Origin of the sequence: Phenylobacterium sp., from assembly GCF_025351295.1 — a bacterium.
In the GTDB taxonomy this organism is placed as follows: Bacteria; Pseudomonadota; Alphaproteobacteria; order Caulobacterales; family Caulobacteraceae; genus Phenylobacterium.
The window spans coordinates 1-22727 of record NZ_JANXWD010000100.1; the positions used below are offsets into that span (position 1 = coordinate 1).

Annotated in this window: 28 protein-coding genes and 1 tRNA gene; 18 read left to right on the forward strand and 11 right to left on the reverse strand. The window is 68.4% G+C overall.

Annotated elements, in window-relative coordinates; translation table 11 throughout:
- Positions 1-179: 179 nt before the first annotated feature.
- A complete protein-coding gene (gene bamE, locus Q0R13_RS14010; protein ID WP_293904944.1) occupies positions 180-674 on the reverse strand; it encodes an outer membrane protein assembly factor BamE in 495 nt (164 codons plus the stop codon).
- 109 nt (positions 675-783) lie between these two features.
- Here bamE and Q0R13_RS14015 point away from each other — a divergent pair, with 109 nt between their 5' ends.
- From Q0R13_RS14015 to Q0R13_RS14040, 6 genes are all read left to right on the forward strand, one after another.
- On the forward strand, positions 784-1311 hold the full coding sequence (locus Q0R13_RS14015; RefSeq protein WP_293904946.1) for a ubiquinol-cytochrome C chaperone family protein: 528 nt from the start codon (positions 784-786) through the stop codon (positions 1309-1311).
- Positions 1308-1823: a DUF177 domain-containing protein gene (locus Q0R13_RS14020; protein WP_293904948.1), complete on the forward strand. Its 516-nt coding sequence runs from the start codon at positions 1308-1310 to the stop codon at positions 1821-1823. The genes Q0R13_RS14015 and Q0R13_RS14020 overlap by 4 nt, the downstream gene beginning before the upstream one ends.
- A 70-nt stretch (positions 1824-1893) precedes the next feature.
- On the forward strand, positions 1894-2946 hold the full coding sequence (plsX, locus tag Q0R13_RS14025) for a phosphate acyltransferase PlsX (protein ID WP_293904950.1): 1053 nt from the start codon (positions 1894-1896) through the stop codon (positions 2944-2946).
- On the forward strand, positions 2933-3928 hold the full coding sequence (locus Q0R13_RS14030; RefSeq protein WP_293904952.1) for a beta-ketoacyl-ACP synthase III: 996 nt from the start codon (positions 2933-2935) through the stop codon (positions 3926-3928). The genes plsX and Q0R13_RS14030 overlap by 14 nt, the downstream gene beginning before the upstream one ends.
- Before the next feature lie 101 nt (positions 3929-4029).
- The gene (locus Q0R13_RS14035; RefSeq protein WP_293905004.1) at positions 4030-4332 is read left to right on the forward strand and encodes an integration host factor subunit alpha; all 303 of its coding nucleotides are present in this window, start codon (positions 4030-4032) and stop codon (positions 4330-4332) included.
- A 15-nt stretch (positions 4333-4347) separates the two neighbouring features.
- Positions 4348-4737: a MerR family transcriptional regulator gene (locus Q0R13_RS14040; RefSeq protein ID WP_293904954.1), complete on the forward strand. Its 390-nt coding sequence runs from the start codon at positions 4348-4350 to the stop codon at positions 4735-4737.
- 239 nt (positions 4738-4976) lie between these two features.
- On the opposite strand, the gene Q0R13_RS14045 is transcribed toward Q0R13_RS14040, so the two are convergent.
- Together Q0R13_RS14045 and Q0R13_RS14050 are read right to left on the reverse strand one after the other, a co-directional pair.
- Positions 4977-5053: transfer RNA gene (locus Q0R13_RS14045), tRNA-Pro, on the reverse strand.
- Between the two features lie 102 nt (positions 5054-5155).
- Entirely contained in the window at positions 5156-5353 is a 198-nt protein-coding gene (locus tag Q0R13_RS14050) for a DUF2842 domain-containing protein (protein WP_293904956.1), read from the reverse strand.
- An 87-nt stretch (positions 5354-5440) separates the two neighbouring features.
- On the opposite strand from Q0R13_RS14050, the gene Q0R13_RS14055 reads away from it, so the two are divergent.
- From Q0R13_RS14055 to msrB, 7 genes are all read left to right on the forward strand, one after another.
- On the forward strand, positions 5441-6472 hold the full coding sequence (locus tag Q0R13_RS14055; protein ID WP_293904958.1) for a COX15/CtaA family protein: 1032 nt from the start codon (positions 5441-5443) through the stop codon (positions 6470-6472).
- Positions 6473-6566: 94 nt separating this feature from the next.
- Complete coding sequence (locus tag Q0R13_RS14060; RefSeq protein WP_293904960.1) at positions 6567-7172, forward strand: cytochrome P460 family protein; 606 nt, start codon at positions 6567-6569, stop codon at positions 7170-7172.
- A 160-nt stretch (positions 7173-7332) separates the two neighbouring features.
- Entirely contained in the window at positions 7333-7806 is a 474-nt protein-coding gene (rplM, locus tag Q0R13_RS14065; protein WP_293905006.1) for a 50S ribosomal protein L13, read from the forward strand.
- Positions 7806-8294, forward strand: coding sequence for a 30S ribosomal protein S9 (rpsI, locus tag Q0R13_RS14070; RefSeq protein ID WP_293904961.1), 489 nt, complete (start codon positions 7806-7808; stop codon positions 8292-8294). Before rplM ends, rpsI begins: the two co-directional genes overlap by 1 nt.
- Before the next feature lie 123 nt (positions 8295-8417).
- Complete coding sequence (gene argC, locus Q0R13_RS14075) at positions 8418-9398, forward strand: N-acetyl-gamma-glutamyl-phosphate reductase (protein ID WP_293904962.1); 981 nt, start codon at positions 8418-8420, stop codon at positions 9396-9398.
- Positions 9395-9841 (forward strand): GNAT family N-acetyltransferase, encoded by a 447-nt coding sequence (locus tag Q0R13_RS14080; protein WP_293904964.1) that lies wholly within the window; start codon positions 9395-9397, stop codon positions 9839-9841. Before argC ends, Q0R13_RS14080 begins: the two co-directional genes overlap by 4 nt.
- A gap of 31 nt (positions 9842-9872) precedes the next feature.
- Positions 9873-10379, forward strand: a complete 507-nt coding sequence (gene msrB / locus Q0R13_RS14085) for a peptide-methionine (R)-S-oxide reductase MsrB (RefSeq protein ID WP_293904966.1) — start codon at positions 9873-9875, stop codon at positions 10377-10379.
- Positions 10380-10579: 200 nt separating this feature from the next.
- Here the strand turns inward: msrB and Q0R13_RS14090 are convergent, their stop codons facing one another.
- The 5 genes from Q0R13_RS14090 to phaC form a co-directional block, all read right to left on the reverse strand.
- A complete protein-coding gene (locus Q0R13_RS14090) occupies positions 10580-11419 on the reverse strand; it encodes a DUF2807 domain-containing protein (protein ID WP_293904968.1) in 840 nt (279 codons plus the stop codon).
- A gap of 20 nt (positions 11420-11439) precedes the next feature.
- A complete protein-coding gene (locus tag Q0R13_RS14095) occupies positions 11440-12000 on the reverse strand; it encodes a DUF1700 domain-containing protein (RefSeq protein ID WP_293904970.1) in 561 nt (186 codons plus the stop codon).
- Positions 11997-12323: a PadR family transcriptional regulator gene (locus Q0R13_RS14100; RefSeq protein WP_293904972.1), complete on the reverse strand. Its 327-nt coding sequence runs from the start codon at positions 12321-12323 to the stop codon at positions 11997-11999. The genes Q0R13_RS14095 and Q0R13_RS14100 overlap by 4 nt, the downstream gene beginning before the upstream one ends.
- Before the next feature lie 260 nt (positions 12324-12583).
- On the reverse strand, positions 12584-13090 hold the full coding sequence (locus Q0R13_RS14105) for a DUF2867 domain-containing protein (RefSeq protein ID WP_293904974.1): 507 nt from the start codon (positions 13088-13090) through the stop codon (positions 12584-12586).
- 24 nt (positions 13091-13114) lie between these two features.
- Positions 13115-15070, reverse strand: coding sequence for a class I poly(R)-hydroxyalkanoic acid synthase (phaC, locus tag Q0R13_RS14110; protein WP_293904976.1), 1956 nt, complete (start codon positions 15068-15070; stop codon positions 13115-13117).
- On the opposite strand from phaC, the gene Q0R13_RS14115 reads away from it, so the two are divergent.
- The 4 genes from Q0R13_RS14115 to glpX all read left to right on the forward strand — a co-directional run bounded on the left by Q0R13_RS14115 (position 15069) and on the right by glpX (position 19291).
- Positions 15069-15590 (forward strand): hypothetical protein, encoded by a 522-nt coding sequence (locus Q0R13_RS14115; protein WP_293904978.1) that lies wholly within the window; start codon positions 15069-15071, stop codon positions 15588-15590. The genes phaC and Q0R13_RS14115 overlap by 2 nt on opposite strands.
- Positions 15591-15716: 126 nt before the next feature.
- Complete coding sequence (locus Q0R13_RS14120; RefSeq protein ID WP_293904979.1) at positions 15717-16937, forward strand: LL-diaminopimelate aminotransferase; 1221 nt, start codon at positions 15717-15719, stop codon at positions 16935-16937.
- The gene (locus tag Q0R13_RS14125) at positions 16934-18223 is read left to right on the forward strand and encodes a homoserine dehydrogenase (RefSeq protein ID WP_293904980.1); all 1290 of its coding nucleotides are present in this window, start codon (positions 16934-16936) and stop codon (positions 18221-18223) included. Before Q0R13_RS14120 ends, Q0R13_RS14125 begins: the two co-directional genes overlap by 4 nt.
- A gap of 114 nt (positions 18224-18337) precedes the next feature.
- The gene (glpX, locus tag Q0R13_RS14130) at positions 18338-19291 is read left to right on the forward strand and encodes a class II fructose-bisphosphatase (protein ID WP_293904981.1); all 954 of its coding nucleotides are present in this window, start codon (positions 18338-18340) and stop codon (positions 19289-19291) included.
- 101 nt (positions 19292-19392) lie between these two features.
- Here the strand turns inward: glpX and Q0R13_RS14135 are convergent, their stop codons facing one another.
- The 3 genes from Q0R13_RS14135 to Q0R13_RS14145 all read right to left on the reverse strand — a co-directional run bounded on the left by Q0R13_RS14135 (position 19393) and on the right by Q0R13_RS14145 (position 21734).
- Positions 19393-19614, reverse strand: a complete 222-nt coding sequence (locus tag Q0R13_RS14135; RefSeq protein ID WP_293904983.1) for a hypothetical protein — start codon at positions 19612-19614, stop codon at positions 19393-19395.
- 128 nt (positions 19615-19742) lie between these two features.
- Positions 19743-20390, reverse strand: coding sequence for a hypothetical protein (locus Q0R13_RS14140; protein WP_366852980.1), 648 nt, complete (start codon positions 20388-20390; stop codon positions 19743-19745).
- A 465-nt stretch (positions 20391-20855) separates the two neighbouring features.
- Positions 20856-21734: a PEPxxWA-CTERM sorting domain-containing protein gene (locus tag Q0R13_RS14145; protein WP_293904985.1), complete on the reverse strand. Its 879-nt coding sequence runs from the start codon at positions 21732-21734 to the stop codon at positions 20856-20858.
- Positions 21735-22164: 430 nt separating this feature from the next.
- On the opposite strand from Q0R13_RS14145, the gene Q0R13_RS14150 reads away from it, so the two are divergent.
- Positions 22165-22638 carry a PEP-CTERM sorting domain-containing protein gene (locus Q0R13_RS14150; protein WP_293904987.1) on the forward strand — a complete coding sequence of 158 codons (474 nt, stop codon included), beginning with the start codon at positions 22165-22167 and terminating at the stop codon, positions 22636-22638.
- Positions 22639-22727: the final 89 nt, after the last annotated feature.

Below are 22727 nucleotides of genomic sequence, written 5' to 3' on the forward strand. Positions count from 1 at the left end.
GAGCGATCTCCGGGGCGTTTCTTGTGGGGTCATCCCTCCTCTTCAGGGGAGGGTGGATCGCGCCGCAGGCGCGAGACGGGTGGGGGACCGACGATTAAGCTCAGCGCTTGAACCCGAGACCCCCACCCCGCTCGCCTGCGGCGAGTCGGCCCTCCCCTAAAGAGGTGGGATGCTTCTTTCTACCGCCGATCGCCGGGCCGGTTGCCGGGGACCCCTTGGTCGTCCTGCGGCAGCAGGCCGCCGCGGCCGACGCTGCCCAGCAGTTGTTCCAAGACGGTCATCTCGCGGCCACGGGTCGGGGTCTCGTGGGTGTTGTAGGCAATCACCTTGCCGTCCTTCAGGGTGTAGACGTTCACCGTCTCCACCAGCTCGCTGTCCTTGTTGAAGACGATGGCGGTGACGTTGCGGTTGACCACCGTCGGCTTGCGGAAGGCCACCCGCTGCTTGATCTGGTTCACGTAGAACCAGACGTTCGGGTCGAAGGTCGACTGGACCGAGGGCGAGCCCAGCCGGGCGCGGACCGTGGACTTGGTGTCCGTGCCGATCTTCACGTCCTTCGGATCGCTGTCGATCGCCTGGAAGCCGGAGTAGCTGGTGATCGGCGTGCAGGCGCCGAGTGCACCGAGGCCGATGGTGGCGATGGCGAGGGCGGCGAAGGTTGAGCGTCTGAACATCGGACCCGTTTCTGGCTGCCAGGCGGCAAGAGGCTTTGACCTATCGCCGGCCGCCCCTTAGTTCAATGCCGCCTTTAGTCACGTCTTCTGGCGAAATCGAGGCCAGCCCATGCTCAACCGCCTGTTCAAGCCGAGACCCGCGCAGACCGCCGGGCGGGCGCTCTACGCGTCGACGGTGACCCAGGCCCGCAGTCCGGGGCTCTATGCCGGGCTCGGGGTCCCGGATACCGCCGAGGGCCGGTTCGAGATCTACAGCCTCCACGTCTACTTGCTGCTGGAGCGGCTGAAGGAACAGGGCGAACAGGCGGGCGAGGTCGCCCAGGCGCTGTTCGACGCCTACATCGCCGCCCTCGACGACGCCCTGCGCGAACTGGGGGTCGGCGATCTCACGGTCGGCAAGCGGATGCGCAAGCTGGGCGAGGCCTTCTATGGCCGCATCCAGTCGTACGAGAAGGCCCTGGCCGCGTTGCCGGACGCCGGCCTGCTGGAGGCGCTGCTGGCGCGCACGGTCTATGCCGGCGTCGAGACGGACCAGGCGGCGGCCCTGGCGGCGTATGTCGTGGCCCAGCGCGGGGCGCTGGCCGCGCGGCCGCTCGAGCAGGTCTGCGCCGGCGACGTGGCGTGGCGGCCGGCTTGAGCTGGGACAAACCCCTGAAGCTGCACGAGCTCGGCCGTGGCGTGCTGCAGGTGCGCCTGGAGCCGGACGAGTTGGCGCGGGCGGTCGTGGCGAAGACGCTCGGCCTGGAGAGCCTCTCCGTGCTCAAGGCCGACCTCACGGTGAAAGCCTGGCTGGACGGCGTCGAGGTGACCGGGCGATTCCGGGCCGTGGTGGAGCAGGTCTGCGGCATCTCCCTCGACCCCTTCGAGCAGGAGATCGAGGGCCAGATCGAGGTCCACGCCGTGCCGGCCGGCAGTCCGCATGCGGCGGCGGCGGAAGGCGGCGAGCTGGAGCTGGACCCCGATGCGCCGGACGCGCCGGACGTGCTGGCCTCGGACGCCGTCGACCTGGCGGCCTATGTGGTCGAGCACCTGGCCCTGGAGCTCGACCCGTTCCCGCGAAAGCCGGGCGTGGAATTCGAGTACCAGCCCCCTGAGGTCGAGACCTCGCCCTTCGCCGCGCTCAAGAAGCTCACCGAACCGAAGGCTTAGTTTCCAGTCCGGGAGCCGGCGGGCTATGGTCCGCCGAATCCGGCCGCCGCCGAGGGACGAAAGCGCCGACTTGACCCATCCCCTGGTGATTTCCATCGACGCCATGGGCGGAGACCACGGCCCATCCGTCGTGATTCCGGCCTGCGCCAAGGCCTTGGCCGAGTTACCGGACGCGCGCCTGCTGCTGCACGGCGACGAGGCACAGATCCGCGCCGAGCTGGCCCGCCACAAGGAGCTCGCCGCCCGTTCCGAGGTGCGCCACACCGACCGGGTCATCGCCATGGATGAAAAGCCGGCCCAGGCCATGCGCCGCGGCAAGGGCACCTCCATGTGGAACGCCGTCGAGGCGATCCGCGAGGGCCAGGCCAACGCGGCCATCTCCGCCGGCAACACCGGCGCCCTGATGGCGATCTCCAAGCTGATCCTGCGGATGAGCGCCGACCTGGAGCGGCCGGCCCTGGTGGCCAGCATCCCGCACGCCAACGGCATGACCACCTTCCTGGACGTCGGCGCCAACGTGGACTGCGACGCCGCCCGGCTGGTGGAGTTCGCGATCATGGGCGAGGCCTATCACCGCGCCGCCCACGGGGTGGCCAGGCCGACCGTGGGCCTGCTGAACGTCGGCTCCGAGGAGATGAAGGGCCACGAGGAGGTGCGCGAGGCGCACCGCATCCTGCGCGAGGGCAAGATCGACCTGGCCTACAAGGGCTTCGTCGAGGGCGACGACATCACCAAGGGGACGGTCGAGGTGGTGGTCACCGACGGCTTCACCGGCAACGTCTCCCTGAAGGCCATGGAGGGTGCGGCGCGGTTCATGTACGACGAACTGCGCGCGGCGCTGACCAGCGGCATGGTCACCAGCCTGGGCGCGCTGCTGGCCCGCCCGTCGCTGCTGCGCTTCCGCGACAAGATAAGCCCGCTGCCCGCCGCTCCCCTGCTGGGCTTGAACGGCCTGGTCCTGAAATGCCACGGCAGCGCCGATGCGCGGGATTTCGCCAAGGCGCTGCGTGCGGCGGCCGATCTGGCGCAAAGCGGGTTTGCCTCGGAGATCGAACGGAATATGAGGCGGCTGCCCGCGGCACTTGCCCCCACGGCGCCTGCGTCCGCCGATGGAGCCGCCTGAATTGTCCAAGGTCCTGCGTAGCGTCGTCACCGGGGTCGGCGGCTTCCTGCCCGAGCGCATCGTCACCAACGAGGAGCTCTCGACCCGCGTCGACACCTCCGACGAATGGATTCGCGAACGCACCGGTATTCGCCAGCGCCGCCAGGCCGATGACGGCACGCCGGTCTCGGACCTGGCCGTCGAGGCCGCCCGCCGCGCGCTGCAGGCCGCGGGCCGCACGCCGGCCGACGTCGACCTGATCATCGTCGGCACCACCACCCCGGACCTGACTTTCCCGGCGGTGGCGACCATCGTCCAGCGCAAGCTGGGCTGCCCCATCGGCATCGCCTTCGACGTCCAGGCGGTGTGCTCGGGCTTCGTCTACGCCCTGTCGGTGGCCGACGGGTTCACCGCCCGCAACCGCTCCAAATGCGCCCTGGTGATCGGGGCCGAGTGCATGACCCGGCTGATGGACTGGACCGACCGCGGCACCTGCGTGCTGTTCGGCGACGGGGCCGGCGCCGTCGTGCTGGAGCCGCAGGAAGGCGAGGGGACGATCGCCGACCGCGGCCTGCTGGGCTTCGCGCTGCGCGCTGACGGCACCAAGCAGGAGCTGCTCTACGTCGACGGCGGCGTCTCCACCAACCGCCAGACCGGCTATCTGCGCATGCAGGGCAACCAGGTGTTCCGCCATGCCGTGGTCAACATCTCCGAGGCGGTGACCGCCGCGGCGGCCGATGCGGGCATCGCGGTCTCCAGCGTCGACTGGTTCATCCCCCACCAGGCCAATCAGCGGATCCTGGAAGGCGTGGCCCGACGGCTGGGCATCGATCAGAGCAAGGTGATCTCCACCGTGGCCGAGCATGCCAACACCTCGGCCGCCTCGATTCCCCTTGCGCTGGATCAGGGCGTGAAGGACGGTCGCATCAAGCCGGGCCAGCTTCTGCTGATGGAAGCGATGGGCGGCGGCCTGACCTGGGGCGCGTGCGTTCTGCGCCTTTGACAGGCTGCGGGGGTTTTAGCTGTAAAGCGTGACTTGAAGTCTTTGTGCCAATAGGACAATCAAGGCTTATGAACGACGTCGGGGCAGGGGCGCGAGCGGCGATGAAGGGGGCAACGGTGACGCGGGCGGACCTCTGCGAGGCGGTCCACGAACAGGTTGGGCTGACGCGTCAGGATTGTTCCGAGCTGGTCGAGCGCGTGCTGGAGCTGATGTGCCAGGCGCTGGAGCGCGGCGAACAGGTCAAGCTGTCGGGGTTCGGCGTCTTCCAGGTCCGCGCCAAGCGCGCCCGCATGGGCCGTAATCCCAAGACCGGCGAGCCGGCCGCCATCGACCCGCGCCGGGTGATCGGCTTCCGTGCCAGCCAGGTGATGAAAGCGCGAGTCGACCGCGCACTGCTGCGGTGAGGACCCGCTAAGGCCGTGGCCAAGGGCCCTGAAGCCTTCCGAACCATATCCGAAGCCGCGGACGAACTTCACGTACCCCAACATGTGCTCCGCTTTTGGGAGACCAAGTTCAGCTTCATCAAGCCGATGAAGCGGGCCGGGGGCCGGCGTTTCTACCGCCCCGCCGATATCGTGGTGCTGGCCGGCGTGCGTCGCCTGCTGCACGACGAGGGCTACACCATCAAGGGCGTCCAGAGGCTGCACCGCGAGCAGGGCGTGAAGCGGCTGGTGGCGGCCGGGGAGGGCGCGACGGCCGCGGTCGCCGCGCCGGCGCCTCAGCCGACGGGCGACAGGTCCGGCCTGCTGGAGGCGCTGCGCGACCTCGAGACGGCAAAGTCGCGCCTGGATAGGCTGCTGAAGGGCTGAGGCCTCCTCTCCCCCGGCGAAGACGAGAGGGAGAGGGTGGGGAGAGGGTCGGCTGGGCCCATCCGCCTCTCCCGTTGGTGATCCAAGGGCCAAAGACGGCGACGCTCGTGGATCATCGCGGAACCATCGGCGGATCACGCTCTCACACGCCGGCCCTCTCCCCACCCTCTCCCTCTCGCTTCGCGGGGGAGAGGAGGTGCGTCCTGCTTTGGCGCTGAAGAATTCTCGCCGCCGGCCGCTGGTCGGAGCGACAGGATTTGAACCTGCGACCCCTTGACCCCCAGTCAAGTGCGCTACCAAGCTGCGCCACGCTCCGAAGGGCCAGGCGGCGAGGCGCGTCTTCTAGCGGATGGGTGAATGAGGGCAACGGGAAAGTTCGGAGCCTTACCTCCCGCCGCTTCGCAGGGGAGGTAAGATCCTAACGCTCCTCGTTCATCCACCGGATCAGCGGGAACAGCGGCACGCCCCAGAGGGTTCCGGCCACGGCGTAGTAGACCAGGCGGGCCGCCCAGTGGTCGGGGAGGTGGGCGCCCAGGGTCACGACGACCACCACATAGGCCGTGCAGAAACCCAGGATGGCGAACAGGCCGATGAATTTGCGCAGGCGCGGGGACATGGGGCCTCATAGCGGGCTGGGCGGCGGCGCGGAACCCCGCTAGATAGCCGGCCAACTTTCAGCCGCGATGCGCGTCCACGTCAGCCCATGACCTCGTTCCTGCGTTCCGACCGTTCCAAGGCTGTGGCGATCTGGCTGTTTGTGGTGGCGGCCCTGGTGCTGGGAATGGTGATCGTCGGCGGCGCCACGCGGCTGACCGACTCCGGCTTGTCAATCACCGAGTGGAAGCCGGTGACCGGCGCGATCCCGCCGCTTAGCCCGGCCGACTGGCAGGCCGAATTCGCGCGCTACCGGCAGATCCCGCAGTACGCCCAGCTCAACGCCGGCATGAGCCTCCACGACTTCAAGATCATCTACTGGTGGGAGTGGTCGCACCGGCTGCTGGGCCGGGTGCTGGGCGTGGTGTTCTTCGCGCCGTTCGTGGTGTTCGCGATCCGCCGCGACCTGCCGCGCCGGCTGTTTCTGCGGCTGGGCGGGATCTTCGTCCTGGGCGCGATGCAGGGCGTGGTCGGCTGGTGGATGGTGGCCAGCGGGCTGACCGGGCGGATCTCGGTGGCGCCGGAGCGGCTGATGGTTCACCTGGGCCTGGCCTTCGCCCTCTTGGGGATGCTGATCTGGACCGCTTTCGACGCCTGGGCCGGCGCCGCGCGCCAGACCCTGGCCAGCCCCTGGGGCCGCCGCGCCGCCGGCCTGGTCGGGTTGGTTTATCTGCAGATCCTGCTGGGCGCCCTGGTGGCCGGCAATCGCGCGGGGCTGGTCTACAACGACTGGCCGCTGATGAACGGGCGGCTGATCCCGGGCGACTACGCCACAGGCGGGCTCTGGGGGACGTTGGCCCACAGCCAGGGGGCGGTGCAGCTGCACCACCGGCTGGTGGCCTATCTGCTGACCATGGTCGCGGTCGGGCTCGGCGTGGCGGCCTGGCGGTCGCGCGAGCTGGCCCGCGAGTCGAAACTGCTGGCGGCGGGCGTGGCCGGCGCCGTGCTGGTCCAGGCCGGCCTGGGCGTCGTCACTCTGATGGCCCACGCCCCGCTGGCGCTCAGCATCGCCCACCAGCTGACGGCGGCGGGGGTCTTCACCCTGGCCATCGCCTTTGCCTGGCGGGTGCGGCGGCCCTGACCCCGCGGCCGAAATCGTGGGAACCCTGTCATTGCGGTCACGCCCGATCGGCGTGACAAGTCCAGGGTCAAGACACGCACCCCGGGGGCTACGAATGATCAGGCAGACAGCAATCCTCTTCGGCGTCGGGGCCATCGCCCTGGCTGGCATGCTGGCCGCCGCCGCCACCTCGCACGCCCAGGCGTCGAAACCGGCCGCGGTGTTCACCGCCGACGGCAAGCTGGAGTACCCTAAGGACTACCGGACCTGGGTCTATCTCTCGACGGGCCTGGACATGGCCTACACCGAGGGTGGCGGCATGGCGAACATGCACATGTTCGACAACGTCTTCGTCGACCGCGCCGCCTATGACGGCTTCCTGCAGACCGGTCACTGGCCCGAGGGCACGGTGTTCATGCTGGAGGTGCGCAAGGGCGAGGGGCGGGGCTCGATCAACAAGAAGGGCCAGTTCCAGACCGCCGTGCTGGGCCGCGAAGCCCATGTGAAGGACAAGCGGTTCAAGAGCGGCTGGGCGTTCTTCGGTTTCAACGGCGAGAGCCCGGGCCACGAGCAGCCGCAGACCTCGGAGTGCAATGCCTGCCACGAGCAGCACGCCGCGGTGGATACGACCTTCGTGCAGTTCTATCCGACCCTCAAGCCGGTCGCCGAGGCCAAGAAGACCTTCAGCGCGGCGTACCTCGCCGAAGAAAAGGCGAGGTAATATAGTACCGTATTCACTTTCCCTAGTGAATTCAATACCCTCGTCCATCTGCGGGGGTATCATCCATGTTGACTTCGAAAGCCGCAGTCGGCATAAGCCCCGCCTCACGTCGGGAACGCTCCAGCGCACCCGCCTTCGTTCTGTTGGATCGTCCCTCATGCTGAAGAGCACTACGGCTTCGCTGAAGCCCGCCGAGGTCACGAAGAAGTGGATCGTGATCGACGCTCAGGACGCCGTGGTCGGCCGCCTGGCTTCGTTCATCGCCATGCGTCTTCGCGGCAAACACCGGCCCGACTACACCCCGCACGTCGATTGCGGTGACTTCGTCGTCGTCGTGAACGCCCAGAAGGTGAAGTTCACCGGCAAGAAGGCCACCAACGAGATCTACTACTGGCACACCGGCCACCCGGGCGGCGTCAAGCAGCGGACCCCGGCGCAGATCCTCGCCGGCAAGTACCCCGAGCGGGTGCTGGAAAAGGCCGTCGAGCGCATGCTGCCCAAGGAAAGCCCGCTGGCCCGCAAGCAGATGACCCACCTGCGCATCTACACCAGCGCCGAGCATCCGCACGCCGCGCAGAACCCCGAGACCATCGCGTTCGCCGACCTGAACGCCAAGAACGTGCGGAGCGCCTGATGAGTGAAGCTGTCACGACCGAAGCCGCCACCGGCTTCGACGCCCTGAAGGGCATGGGCACCCAGGCCGAGGCCGTTGTCCACGAACGCAAGGTCGACGCCCAGGGCCGCGCCTATGCCACCGGCAAGCGCAAGAACGCCGTCGCCCGCGTCTGGATCAAGCCCGGCAAGGGCGTGATCACCATCAACGGCCGCGACCAGGAGGTCTATTTCGCCCGCCCCGTGCTGCGGATGATGATCGCCCAGCCGCTGCAGGTCACCGATCGTCTCGGCCAGTTCGACGTCATCGTCACGGTCGAGGGCTCCGGCCTCTCCGGCCAGGCCGGCGCGGTGCGCCACGGCCTGTCCAAGGCGCTGACCTATTACGAGCCCGGCCTGCGCGCCCTCCTGAAGCCGCACGGCTTCCTGACCCGCGACAGCCGCGTGGTCGAGCGCAAGAAGTACGGCAAGGCCAAGGCCCGACGCAGCTTCCAGTTCTCGAAGCGCTAATCGCGCGCGAAACCTCGCGTATGCGAATCGGGGCGCTTCGGGAAACCGGAGCGCCCTTTTCTTTTCCTCCCCCCCAAGCGCCATCGGCGCGAAGAGAGGGAGAGGAGCTGACTAGGATAGCCCATGACCCACACCATCTTCATCGACGGCGAGGCCGGCACCACGGGGCTGCAGATCCGCGAGCGGCTGGCGCAGCGCGCCGACCTGGAGGTGGTGTCCATCGACCCGGCCCGGCGCAAGGATGTCGATGCGCGCGCCGAGTTGCTGAACGGGGTCGACGCGGTGGTCCTGTGCCTGCCGGACGAGGCGGCGCGCGAGGCGGTGGCGATGGTCACCTCCAACCGCGTCAGGATCGTCGACGCCTCGACCGCCCACCGGGTAGCGCCGGACTGGACCTACGGTTTCGCCGAGCTGGCGCCGACCCAGCGCGACGCCATCCGCGACGCCATGCGGGTGTCGAACCCCGGCTGCTATCCGACCGGCTTCATCGCCCTGGTGCGGCCGCTGGTGGAAGCCGGGCTGGTCCCGGCCAACTTCCCGCTGAGCGTCAACGCCATCTCGGGCTATTCCGGCGGCGGCAAGGTGCTGATCGCCGAGTTCGAGGGCCAGCCGACGCCGGCCGGCACGAACGACGCCTTCCGCGCCTATGGCTTCAACCTGGCGCACAAGCACCTTCCGGAGATGCAGGTCCACGCCGGCCTGGCCCACCCGCCGGTGTTCGCGCCGGCGGTCGGCCGTTACGCCCAGGGCATGCTGGTGGAGGTGCCACTGCAGCTGTGGGCGCTGCCCGGCACGCCCTCGCCGGGCGACCTGCAGGCCGCCCTGGCCGCGGCCTACGCCGGTGAGGCCTTTGTCGAGGTGGCCAGCGGGGCGGACTGCGCCGAGCTGCAGAGGACCCGCGCCGGCGCCGGCGGCTATGCCGCGGCCCTGGATCCCGAGGCGCTGAACGGCACCAATCGCATGCGCCTGTTCGTCTTCCCCAACGCCGACGGGACCCAGGCGCGGCTGCTCGCCCTGCTGGACAACCTGGGCAAGGGCGCGTCGGGCGCGGCAGTGCAGAACCTCAACCTGATGTTGGGCCTTCCGGAGGCGGCCGGGCTGTGATCCTGCGGCCGGCGACGTCCGACGACGCGGCGGCGATCGGCGCCCTGCATCACCTCACGATGCGTACGTCGCTGCCGTTCCTGCCGGACCTGCACACGGTGGCGGAGGTCATCGCCTACGTCGGCGACAGTATGCTGCCGGGCAATACGGTCTGGGTCGCCGAGCTCGAGGGTGAGATCGCCGGCTGCGTCGCCTTCACGCAGGACTGGATCAACCAGCTCTACGTCCATCCCGACCGGCAAGGACAGGGGATTGGCCCGGCGCTGCTGGCCAAGGCCCTGGCCGACGGCCGGCCCAAGCAGCTCTGGGCGTTCCAGCAGAACGACCGCGCGCGCCGGTTCTACGAGGCCCGCGGCTTCGCGGCGGTCGAATTCACCGACGGGGCGGGCAATGAGGAGAAGACCCCGGACGTGCGCTATGCGTGGCGCGCCGGCGGGATGTAACCTTTCGCCGTTCACGAACGTATTAGGGATCATGAGCACCATGTCGATCGACCGCCGCCACTTCCTGATGGCCTCCGCCGTCGCCGCCGCCACCGCCGCGGTGACCGCGCCCGGCTTGGCCCTGGCCGCCGCCGACCCCTACGCGGCCTCGCCGTTCCGCAAGCTGACCGATGCGGACTGGCGCAAGAAGCTGCCGGGCCCCAGCTATGCGGTCCTGCGCCAGGAGGACACCGAACGGCCCGGCACCAGCGCGCTGCTGAACGAGCACCGCAAGGGCACGTTTGTCTGCCTGGGTTGCGACCTGCCGCTGTTCAAGTCCGACACCAAGTTCGAGAGCGGCACCGGCTGGCCCAGCTTCTTCCGCGCCATCCCGGGCGCGGTGGCCTCCAAGGCCGACTACAAGATCGGCGTCGCGCGCAACGAGTACCACTGCGCCCAGTGCCTGGGCCACCAGGGCCACGTCTTCGACGACGGCCCCCGGCCGACCGGCCTGCGCTACTGCAACAACGGCGTCGCGATCAGGTTCGTGCCGGCTTAGGGTCCAAGCTCGATCAGACCTGTGAAAATTCAAGGCTGTGGGCAACCCTACCCGCTCATCCCGGCGAAGGCCGGGACCCAGATCCGATGGCTGCGAGGCGGGTTGGACGGGATCAGCGCGCCTGGAGCCCACATCTGAGCCCCTCCATCTGGGCCCCGGCCTTCGCGGGGATGAGCGGTCGTGAGCATTGAACCCGGACCTTAGGTCTTCGCGCCCTTCGCAACCGGCGCGCGGGGCGGCGCGGGGGTCGGCGGCGGGGCGGGGCTGACGGACTTGCCGTCCTCCTGCCGGACCCGACCGCTGCCGGAGATGTCGGTCTCCAGCCGTGGCGGATGGGTCAGCAGGCGCACGTCGCCCATGCCCGAAATGTCGAGCTTGGCCCATTCGGTTGGCGCGATGGTGGTGTCCGCCGAGCCGGAGACGTCCACGTCCGCCCCCTTGGCCTTCAGCCTGCCAAGGTCGACCGCGCCGCTGCCGGAGACGTTGAGGTTGATCTCGCCGACCTCGCCGACCGCCGTCACCTCGCTGTCGCCGGAGACGTCCAGGCTGATGCTGTCCTGGTGGTAGCCCTCGATCTGCAGGCGGTTGACGCCCGAGAGGTCGAAGGCGGTGATGTTCGGCGCGCGCACCACGATGGTCAGTTTGGGGAACTCGCGATGCCCGAACCGGTGGTCGTAGCGGATGCTGCCGCCATGGATCTCCACATGTTCCAGCGCTCCGGCCGGGCCGGTGAGGACGACCGTGCCGGCCCCGGGCGCCTGGACGTAGCGCACGTCGGCGGCCAGATCGACGTCCAGATCCTCCGCGCCGCTCCAGGCCACGGTGCGGGTGGTGTCGGGCCCATGCGCCCCGGACCAGGCGACGTGGCGGCCACGGTCGCGGTGGTGGTCGCTCCACACCCACGGGCCGTCGTAGCCTTCGACGAGGTTCCAGCCGCCGCGGGCGATGGCGTCGGGGCCGCCGACGGCGACCGCCGCCGCCAGGGAGCCGACGCAGAGCACGAAGCCGGCGACGGCGATCATTGCGAGGACGCGGATCATGGCGTGAGCCTCCCCAGGCTTCAGGATTCGAGGGCCGGCTTCAGCAGCCGGTAGTGCAGCCGCCCGTACCAGACGAGCGCGTTCATCAGGCCGATCGAGATCATCGTCAGGACCGCGGCGCCGGACGCCGAGCCGGCCATTATGCCGAGGCCGGCCAGCAGGGCGGTGACCGGGCCCCCGGGCGGATCGATGAACGGGCCGGCAGCGAAGACGAACGCGCCAGCGAAGAAGGCGATGATGACGGCGACCACCAGGCCGAAGATCGTGCTGGCGACCGCGATCAGGATCGGCAGCAGGATCATGATGTCGAGGGCGCCCAGGCCCAGCACCGCGAACACGGCCGAGGCGGCGGACGACGGACTGCGCTCGTCGCGCCAGCGGGTCATGGTGCTCTCGGCGCGGATCTCGCGGGCCAGGCGGTCGGGACTGCCCAGGGCGGCGGCGACCTCTTCCTCGCTGCGTCCGGCGGCGATGCCGTCGGTGAAGTGGGCCTCGTAGTCGGCCACCACGTCGGCCACGGATTGCGGGGGAAGGCCGCGCAGGCCCGCCCGCAGCCGGGCCATGAAAGCCTGGCGTGTCATTGCACCCCTCCAAGAATGGTTTCGACGGCGCCGGAGAACGATTTCCAGGCCGCCTGCTGCGAGATGAAGCTCTTCCGGCCGCCCTCGCTCAGCCGATAGTATTTGCGCGGCGGGCCTTCCTTGCTCTCGACCAGGTAGGTCTCGACCAGTCCGTCCGACTGGAGGCGGCGCATCAGCGGATAGATGGTGCCTTCGCCCATGCCGATCGCATCGGCCAGGCGGCTGGCGATTTCGTAGGCGTAGCTGTCGTGCTGGGAGAGCAAGGCCAGAACACACAGTTCAAGCGCCCCTTTCTTCAGCTGGATCTCAATGGCCTCGGGCACGTCAGCGCCTCCTTGCGTTCCCATGAGGTACCGCAAGGTAGTGAGTGGTGCAAGGTAGCTGGCATTAAACGTTAGTAACCCGCAGCGCGCAGGCGCGGTCAGCGCGAAGCGATGAGACGGAGGGGGCGCAAGGCCGCCAGGTCTGAGCCTGAGGCCTCGCGTCCCCCCGTCGGCTCCGCCGCCACCTCGCCCGAAGTGTTCCCTTCGGGGGAGGAGCGATCAGCTCTCCACCTTCACACTGCCCCCGGTCCGGTTGGCGCTTAGATCCGGTGGGCGGCGACCGCGTTGGCGATCAGCCGCTTGACCCCGAACCTGTGGAACGGAACGACGAAGAACAGATAGATCTTCCCGGCCAGGTTATGGACCGTGCAGATGGTGGAGACGGTCACCCGGTCGGGTCCAGGGCTCGCCTCGCGCAGAACCGAGAGCCGGAAATCCAGATGCCGGTTGTCGCGCCCGGCGACGATCTCGTGGTCGGTGCAGGCGTAGACCGGCCAGGGACCGATCCGGTCGCCGGCCCGATAGGTCCCCTCGATCCTGACATGCATGATGTCGTCGATCGTCGGCACATCGAGGCCCGCGAGTCCGGCGAGCCAATTGCGGATGACCAGCAACACCTTCACGTAGAGCGGCGCGTGGCCGAACAGCGCGGCATAGATCTCCACGATCCCCAGCTCCGCACGGTTCAACGGCGCGCGGTAGGAGTCGCGGAATAGGCGCTGTCGATCGTGCGGCGGTCCAGGAGGCTGGCCACCGGTATGTCGCACGCCATGACCGGGCTTGCCAAAGGCCTAGCTCTTCACCTTCACATAGGTCCCCGGGGCGTCGCCAAGCGGCTTCAGCGGGCCCTTCGCAGGATCGCGGGCGGCGATCAGTTTGCCCGACCGTTCCTTCAGCCAGGCCGCCCAGTGGGGCCACCAGGAGCCGGGCGCCTCGACGGCGCCGGCCTGCCATTCCTCAAGGGAGGCGGGCAGGGCGGCGTTGGTCCAGTGCTGATACTTGTTGGCGGCCGGGGCGTTGATCACCCCGGCGATGTGGCCGGACCCGGCCATGGTGAAGGTGACCGGCCCGCCGAACAGCCTGGAGCCCTTGTAGACTGAGCGCGCCGGCGCGATGTGGTCTTCCTTGGAGGACTGGACGTAGACCGGGACCTTGACCTTGCCGAGGTCGATGGTGACCCCGTCCAGCACCAGTTCCCCCTTGGCCATGGCGTTCTGGCCGTAGAACCGGCGCAGGTAGTCCATGTGCAGGGTCTTGGGCATGCGCGTCTGGTCGGAGTTCCAGAACAGCAGGTCGAACGGCTTCGGCTCCTTGCCCAGCAGGTAGTTGTTCACGAAGAACGACCAGATCAGGTCGTTGCCGCGCAGTGCGTTGAAGGTGTCGGCCATGGTCTGGCCGGAGAGCACGCCGCCGCCGGCGTCCATCTTCTTCTCCAGGTCGTTCAGCCAGTCCTCGTTGGTAAAGATCAGCAGGTCGCCGGCCTCGGAGAAATCCTGCTGGGCGGCGAAGAAGGTGGCCGAGGCGATGGACGCATCCCCCTTGGCCGCCATGTGGGCCAGGGTCGCCGAGAGCAGGGTGCCGCCGATGCAGTAGCCGACCGTGTTCACCTGTTCGACGCCGGCCTGGGTCCTGGCGGCGGCGACGCCCTCGTAGATGCCCTGGCGCATGTAGTCTTCGAAGGTCTTGGTTGCCAGCGCGGCGTCGGGGTTGACCCAGGAGGCCACGAACACCGTGATGCCCTGACTGGCCAGCCAGCGGATCATCGAGTTCTCGGGCCGCAGGTCCAGGATGTAGAACTTGTTGATCCAGGGCGGGAAGATCAGCAGCGGGATTTCGTAGACCTGCTCGGTCGTGGGCGAGAACTGCAGCAGCTCGATAATCTCGTTGCGGAACACCACCTTGCCTGGCGCGGTGGCGACGTTCTCGCCGATCTTGAACATCTCGTAGTCGGTCTGGGCGATCGACAGCGTGCCGCCGCCGCGGTTCAGGTCGGCCTGGAAGTTCTCCATGCCCTTGACCAGGCTCTGGCCGCCGGTCGCCATCACTTCCTTCAGGGCCGCCGGGTTGGAGGCCAGGAAGTTCGACGGCGAGAAGGCGTCGGTGAGCATCTTCATGAAGAACTCGACCCGGCGTTTTTCCAGGGGGTCGATGCCATCGACGTCCGACACCAGCCGGTTCAGCCAGTTCGAGGTCAGCAGGTAGGACTGCTTGATCACGTCGAAGACCGGATTGTCGGACCAGTCCGGATCGGCGAATCGCTTGTCGCCCTTTGCCGGACTGACGACCGGATCGGGCGCTTCGCCGCCGGCCCGGCGCGCGGTGGATTGCCACAGGTCCAGGTAGCGCGAGAACAGGTCGGCCTGGGCCCGCATCAGCCGATCGGGCTGGGCGGCCAGGCGGCCCATCACCTGGGTGAGGGCCGGGGCCACGTGGAACGGGTCGGGCGACAGGGCCGAGGGACGGTCGGCCTGGCGCAGCGCCATCTCGGCGATCGCCCCCTGGGCGGTGAGCGCGGCGCGGGCCAGGTTCATCGAGAGCTGCTCGATCTGCGCCCGCTGGTCGGCCGAGAACGCTGCGGTGTCGAAGGCCGGGGGCCTCGGCGGCGGCGCCGATGCTGCCGGGGAGGGCGCCGGCGCGGGCGCAGCCTCCGCCTGGAAGGTCTTGGGCTCCTTCGCGGCTCGCTTGCCGCCCTTGGCCGCCGCCTTCTTGGATTTTACTTTGGGCGGGCCCGCGGTTTGCTCGCTCATGCTGTCCTCCGGAACGGCGTCGATCTGCGTCGCGCTCTTTCGCCGTCAACGATCATCGCATAAGACCTTGGCGCAAATGAACGCGCCGCGCCCGCTTTTTCCGATCTTCGCCAATACAGCCAGAGGTGTTGTGCTGGCCGCAGCCTGCGCGACGCTGGGCGGCTGCATCGGCAATCCGTTCAAGGACGCCAAGATCGATCCGGCCTCGCCGGTGGCGCCGGAGGTAGCGAAGCTGAGCCGCGAGAACGGCAAGCAGCCGACCTTCGCCAGCATCCCGAACGTGCCCAAGGACATCCGTCCCGCCCCCCAATATGGCCGCGAGGCCGGCCGGCTGGCCGCGGCCGGCGAGGCGCTGGAGCGCGCGACGGCGCCCGAGACCTGGACCTTGCAGGGCACCGATGCCTTCGCCGCGACCGCGCTCAAGCAGGCCGGTCCCGCGATCGAGGCCCCTGTGGCCGGCGATTCGGAAGCCTTTGCCCGCGCCCAACGTGAGCGAGCTACGCCGCCTCCACCGCGCTGACCCGCGGTTGCGAGGCGCAAAAAACCCGCAAAGCCGGCTTGGCGGACTCCGCACGCGAGTCTATCCAGGCCTGACGTCAGCTCACAGATCAGCCGCAAGGGCCCTCGCGGCGAAAGAGCTCTATCGATGACCCCCGAATTCCACCGCATCCGCCGCCTCCCGCCCTACGTCCTGGAGGAGGTCAACCGTATCAAGGCCCGCCTGCGCGCGCAGGGGACCGACATCATCGACTTCGGCATGGGGAATCCCGACATGCCGACCCCGCCGCACATCGTCGAAAAGCTGATCGAGACCGCCCGCGACCCCAAGGCCGGCCGCTATTCGGCCTCCAAGGGGATCATCGGCCTGCGCAAGGCGATGGCCGGCTACTACGACCGCCGCTTTGGCGTGAAGCTGAACCCCGATACCGAGGTGATCGCCACCCTGGGGTCCAAGGAAGGCTTCGCCAACCTGGCCCAGGCCCTGACCGCGCCCGGCGAAGTCATCGTCTGCCCGAACCCGGCCTATCCGATCCACGCCTACGGCTTCATCATGGCCGGCGGGGTGATCCGCCACGTGCCGGCGCTGTCGCCGGAGGAATACCTGTCCGGCGTCAGCCGGGCGGTGAAGCACTCCGCGCCGCCGCCGACCGTGCTGATCCTCAGCTATCCCTCGAACCCGACCGCCCAGTGCGTGGACCTGGATTTCTATCGCGACGCCATCGCGCTCGCCCGCAAGCACGACCTGCTGGTGATCTCCGACATCGCCTATTCCGAGATCTACTTCGACAACAACCCGCCGCCGTCGGTGCTGCAGGTCGAGGGCGCCAAGGACATCGCCGTCGAGGTCAATTCGCTCTCCAAGACCTTCGCCATGGCCGGCTGGCGCGTCGGCATGGTGGTCGGCAACGAGCGGATCTGCGCGGCCCTGGCGCGGGTGAAATCCTACCTCGACTACGGCGCCTACACCCCGATCCAGGTCGCCGCCGCCACCGCCCTGAACGGGCCGACCGACTGCATCGAGGAGATCCGCGGCATCTACAAGGCGCGCCGCGACGTCCTGGTGGAGACCATGAAGCGGGCCGGCTGGGACATCCCGTCGCCCGCCGCCTCGATGTTCGCCTGGGCGCCGGTGCCGGAACAGTTCAAGGAAGCCGGCTCGCTGCTGTTCTCCAAGCTGCTGATCGAGGAGGCGGGCGTGGCCGTCGCGCCCGGCATCGGCTTTGGCGAATATGGCGAGGGCTTCGTGCGCGTCGGCCTGGTCGAGAACGAGCACCGCATCCGCCAGGCGGCGCGCAACGTGAAGAAGTTCCTGGCCAACGCCGACGACATCCTGGGTCGCGCTCACAACGCCCTGGCCGCCCAATGACCGAGCCTATCTGGCGGATCGGCGTGGCGGGGCTGGGCACGGTCGGCGCCGGGCTGCTCACCTACCTGGCGGACAATCCAGCTTTTGCGCCCGCCGGCCACATGGCCGTGGTGACGGCGGTGTCGGCGCGGTCGAAGTCGCGGCCGCGGCCCTGCGACATCTCGGAGCTGACCTGGTTCGACGATCCCGTGGCCCTGGCCGCGGACCCGGAGACCGATCTGTTCGTCGAGCTGATCGGCGGCTCCGACGGCCCGGCCAAGGCCGCGGTCGAGGCGGCGTTGAAGGCCCGCAAGCCGGTCGTCACCGCCAACAAGGCGCTGATCGCCGAGCACGGGGCGGCGCTGGCGGCGCTGGCCGAGGACATGGACGTGCCGCTGCTGTTCGAGGCCGCGGTGATGGGCGGCGTGCCGGCCGTGAAGATCGTCCGCGAGGCCCTGGTCGGCGACGAGATCCACTCGATCTCGGGTATCCTCAACGGCACCTGCAACTACATCCTCACCGAGATGGAGGCGACCGGCCGCGCGTTCGCCGACGTCCTGGCCGAGGCCCAGCGGCTGGGCTACGCCGAGGCCGACCCCACCATGGACGTCGGCGGGTTCGATGCGGCCCACAAGATCACCATCCTGGCCGCCCTGGCGTTCGGCTGCGCCCCCAACTTCGCCGCCGCCCAGATCGAGGGGATCGAGGGCGTCGACCTGCTCGACATCCGCATGGCCAAGGACCTGGGCTACCGGATCAAGCTGGTGGCCTCCGCCGAGCGCTCGGCCGATGGCGTGCTGGTGCGGGTGCATCCGTCGCTGGCGCCGTTGAACCATCCCCTGGCCCAGGCCGGCGGGGCGCTGAATGCCCTGTTCATCGAGGGCGAGCGGTGCGGGCGGATCTTCATCCAGGGTCCGGGCGCCGGTGCGGGCCCCACCGCCGCCGCCGTCGCCGCCGATATTTCCGACGTGATGGCCGGGGGCCGCCGGCCGGTGTTCCAGGCCCCGGCCGAGACGCTGGCGCCGTTCGACCCCATCGACCCGTCGAAGATGATGGGCCGGGCCTACCTGCGCTTCCTGGTCAAGGATGAGCCCGGCGTGATCGCCGCGGTGTCCGAGACCCTGGCCGAGGCGGGCGTCTCCATCGAGAGCTTCCTGCAGAAGCCGACCGAGGGCGCGGAAGGCGTGCCGATCGTGCTGACCACCCACGCCGTGGCGGAATCCGTGCTGATGGCGGCCGTTGAGCGCATCGCGGGCCTGCCGGCCGTGCTGGATCGCCCTCGGCTGCTGCGGATCGCACGTATCTAAGGACTTAGACACATTCGCGCTTTAAGAAGCCGCGCACCGCTAGAGCGCGTCAGGCGAAAGTGGATACCGGTTTCGCCGCCTGACGCGCTCAGGCCCTAGGGTTGGAAACACGTCATGAGTTCTGAAGTTCTGGATCGCGGCCTGGTTCTGGACGCGGTCCGGGTCACCGAGATCGCCGCCATCGCCGCCTGGCGCGAGGTGGGCCGCGGCGACGAGAAGGCCGCCGACCAGGCCGCCGTCGACGCCATGCGCACCGCGCTGAACGACCTCGAGATCGACGGCGAGATCGTCATCGGCGAGGGCGAGCGCGACGAGGCCCCGATGCTCTACATCGGCGAAAAGGTCGGCAAGGGCGGCAAGCACAAGATCGACATCGCCCTCGACCCGCTGGAAGGCACCACGCTCACCGCCAAGGCGATGGCCAACGCGCTGGCGGTGATGGCCTGGGCGCCGAAGGGCACCATGCTCAACGCCCCCGACACCTACATGGACAAGATCGCCTGCGGGCCGGGCTATCCCGCCGGGGTCATCGACCTCGACAAGAGCCCTGAGGAAAACGTCCTGGCGCTGGCCAAGGCCAAGGGCGTACCCGCCGAAGAGATCACCGTCTGCGTGCTGGACCGTCCGCGCCACGCCGAGATCATCGCGGCGCTGCGCACCGTGGGCGCGCGGGTCTACCTGATCACCGACGGCGACGTGGCCGGCGTGATGAACACCGCCGACCCCGAGACCGGCGTCGATCTCTACCTCGGCTCCGGCGGCGCGCCCGAGGGCGTGCTGGCCTGCGCGGCGCTGAAGTGCGTGGGCGGCCAGTTCCAGGGCCGGCTGGTGTTCCGCAACGCCGACGAGAAGGCCCGCGCCCGGCGGGTCGGGATCACCGACCTCGACAAGAAGTACGACCTGCACGAGATGGTCCGCGCCGACGCCATCTTCGCCGCCACCGGGGTCACCAAGGGCGCGCTGCTGGACGGGGTCACCGTCAAGGACGGTTTCGTCCACACCCACACCCTGGTGATGAACTCCGCCACCCGCACCGTCCGCGAAGTGCGGATGAAGCGGCCGGTGTAGCTTAGCTGTCCCTGATTTCCGTGCGCACGTCATCCCGCAGCTTGTCCGCGGGACCATGCCAGCGCCGCGCGCACCGTGCCGCAGGATAGGCTCTCACCGGTTCAGGCCGAGCCCATCACGTGCAGGTCCGGCGCCGAGCGCTCAAGCCTGGCGCTGGCGATCGCCTGCCGGATCCGCAGTTCCACCTCTTCGTTGCGGAATGGCTTGCCGATGACCGGACTCCCGGCGAGGAGCTCCGGCAATATGTTGGTCACGTCGTACCCCGTGCTGAACACGAACGGAATGCCGCGGCTCTTGAGCAAGGCGGCGACATCCCAGGACATCTCGCCGTCGAGATTGACGTCGAGCAGCGCCGCATCGAAGGTCTCGGCCTTGGCCAGCGCCTCGGCCTTGCGGGTCGCCGGGCCGACGATTTCCCAGCCGAGATCGTCGAACAGGTCTTCCAGCGATATTACCAGCAGGAACGAGTCCTCGACGACCGTAGTTGACCTGGGTGATCAGCCGCTGCCAGTTCTTCACATATAGCGCGCGCCTGCTGCGGGATGTCGGCGGCCGGATAGTGCAGGTTGAGGAACGGCTCCAGGTGCGGCTCGCGGCTCTCCGCGATCACCCAGCCGGAGTCGTTCTGCATGAAGCGATAGACCAGGACGCGGTCATATTGCGCCACCTGCCGCACCCGTTCGGCGGCGAACTGGCAGAGCGCCTGCAGTGTCAGCGCCGCTTCCATGCCCTGGACGATCTCATGCACCCCGGCGAGCGGATCGGCGGCGAAGCGGTCGGCGGTGTCGGCCGCCTCGAACTCCAGGACCAACGATCCGCCGCTGCGGTACAGGCTCGCGTCCAGCGGCAGGTCGGAGATGATCCGCAGCGCCGGATCGAGCAGGTGGCGAGGTTTCGCAAGATCCGAGCCCGCGGCCAGCGCGCGCAGCTTAGTCACCTGATCCGCCCGGAACAGCACCGAAGCCGGCTGCCCGAGCAACGCCTCGAGCGGCGAGCCGAGCAGGCCCAACGTATCGCCGGCCGCCTGCAGGACCTTCAGCGTGCCCGCGTCCAGCACCAGCATCGCGCCATGCGGCAGGACCGCGCCGGGGATGTGGATCGGCTAGCGGGCGCAGTTGTCGAGACCGACCGTCGTCGCCTCGATGTCGGACTTAGCCATGGGTCTCGAATCTCCCGCCGGATGGCCGGTCTTCGAAGACAGCGAACGTCTCCATGGTAGTGTTTTTGACGGCTGCAAATCCAGCGTGGTGGCGGGGGCGCCGATGACCATCGTGCATGGCACGCCGCACCCACGCGCAAATGCCGGGCTCGGGTTCTGGCGCCACGCGATGTTCTCGACCGGACGCAATGGCTACAGCTTGCTGGCGGAACACGGCCAGCCGGTAGAGCTAGAAGGCTTCGATCGGGCCTTTGTTCCACCCGGCCCCCGTCATCCCGGCCGCAGCGCAGCGGGGAGGCGAGTCTTTCGCCTCTCGCGCACCCACGCCGGCCACCCTTACCCGCGTCATCCCACGTTAGCCGCAGGCTGATCCGGGGGACCCAACCCGCCGCGACGCAGCGTCGGTTACGCGGTCGGCGCCCGCAAGGCGCGGGGCCGGCGAAGCGCCGCGCCGATCAGCCCGAAGCCCATCAGCATCAGGGCCCACTGCGTGGGCTCCGGCACGACGCCGGGCAGGGAGAAGAGCAGGTCGGTGCGCAGATCGTCTCGGCCGACGGTCGGCACGCCGCCGCTGGAGCCGGCGACCAAGCTGTCGAAGATCAGCTGCGCCTCATAGCTATGGCCCGCCTGGAAGATCCCCGAGCCGACCGCCCAGCTGCTTCGCGTATTCGACCCGAAATCGCTGTAGATCGTCATGCCGGACGTCAGATCGTAGATCGAAAGGAAATTCTGGCCGGCGTCCGCCGCCGGATCGGGCGTGAACGTGCCGGTCCCGATGGTGATCGCCTGGCCCGGTGTCAGGCTGTTGAGGGAATCGACGCTGGCCCCCGCGAAGGTCGGGATCGGCGTGGCGGCATAGAGATCGTCCGGCAGGAACACGTCGAGGCTGGTCGTGGCGCCGGGATTGCCGGTTTTCGTCAGGGTGAGGGTGTAGGCGACGCCGGTCGGGAAGGTGGCGTCCATGTCCGCCTTTGTGATGAAGCTTGTCTGATATTGACCGCCGGTGCTGCCGCAGCAATCGAAGGCAATGCTGTTGAAGGGCAGGGTCGTGCTGCTGAAGGTCACGCTGCCGTTGTCGTAGGCGCCTGAATTGTAGAAGGCCCGCGCGAAGAAGAACGCGTTGCTGGCCCCGACCGGCACGGTCGTCCCGGCATTGTCCAACTGCAAAAATTCCAGATTTTTACCGACGTCGGCGCTGAGGACGCTGGCATGGGCCATCCCGCAGAGCGCGGTCGCGGTGACGACGCTCGCCGCCAACACTGTCGATCTGATCGATACGCGCATGCAAATACCTCCCCATCTCGCAGTCGTTGTCGTATCCGAACAATTCTCCTTGAAGGCGAGTGCTTGCCATCGTTAGTACGAAATATATCGTTTACTATGAATTCGCAAGTCTCGGTCCTGGTCTCAAGGCGTGGTCTTAAGACCCCGGGGTTGTTCATCGGCTTCGGTCGGAGATTCTCCGGCTATCTCGGCGCCCGTTTGTTCAATTGCGCCCGCCAGTAAGCGCCGACAACTCATTGGCCGCAATGACCTGAACCGTCACCGAAATCACCCCCTAGTCGTCATCCCACGTTAGCCGCAGGCTGATCCGGAGGACCCAACCCGCCGCTCCGCAGTGTCTTCAAAGACTTCGAACCCCGGACCCACACGGACAAGCAAGCGGAACCACGGCGGCCCTACCGCTCCGGCGGCGTTCCCGGGCTCGCCGGTCGTGCCCGGCGCGGGGCTGGCGTTCAACAGCGCCGAAAGCGGCTTGCTGCTCTCCGATCTGGTCGACGACAATGCGAACCTGCACACCTTGTCGCTGATCGGCACGCCCGCGACCGTCTTCGAACTGCATGAGACCGGGTTGGCCTTCGTCCTCGCACACGGGGCGATCGGCGACCCCGGCAATCCGGTGCTCGCCTATGACGGTCCTGGCGGCGGCTACGCCACCTTCTTCGTGAGGGGCGGCCAGCGTTTCGACGCCAACCACAGCACGATCTACCGGCTGACCGGCGCCTCCCTCACCCGGCTGACGAGCTTCGATTTCGCCATCGATCACGGCGCCTTCGGCGCCCCGGCGGGCGTGCCCGAGCCCGGCGCCTGGAGCCTGATGATCCTGGGCTGCGCCGCCGCCGGCGCCATGCTGCGCCGCCGCACCAGACCGACGGTATCCCAGCGCGCAGCGCCCCAAAAGAGTTGAAACCACTGAAAAAACTGAAAAAATGAAAGATTCAGGGGGCATTCCACCGGCGCCCTTCCGTGTTTTCCGTGGTCTCCTTCCTCTTCGCC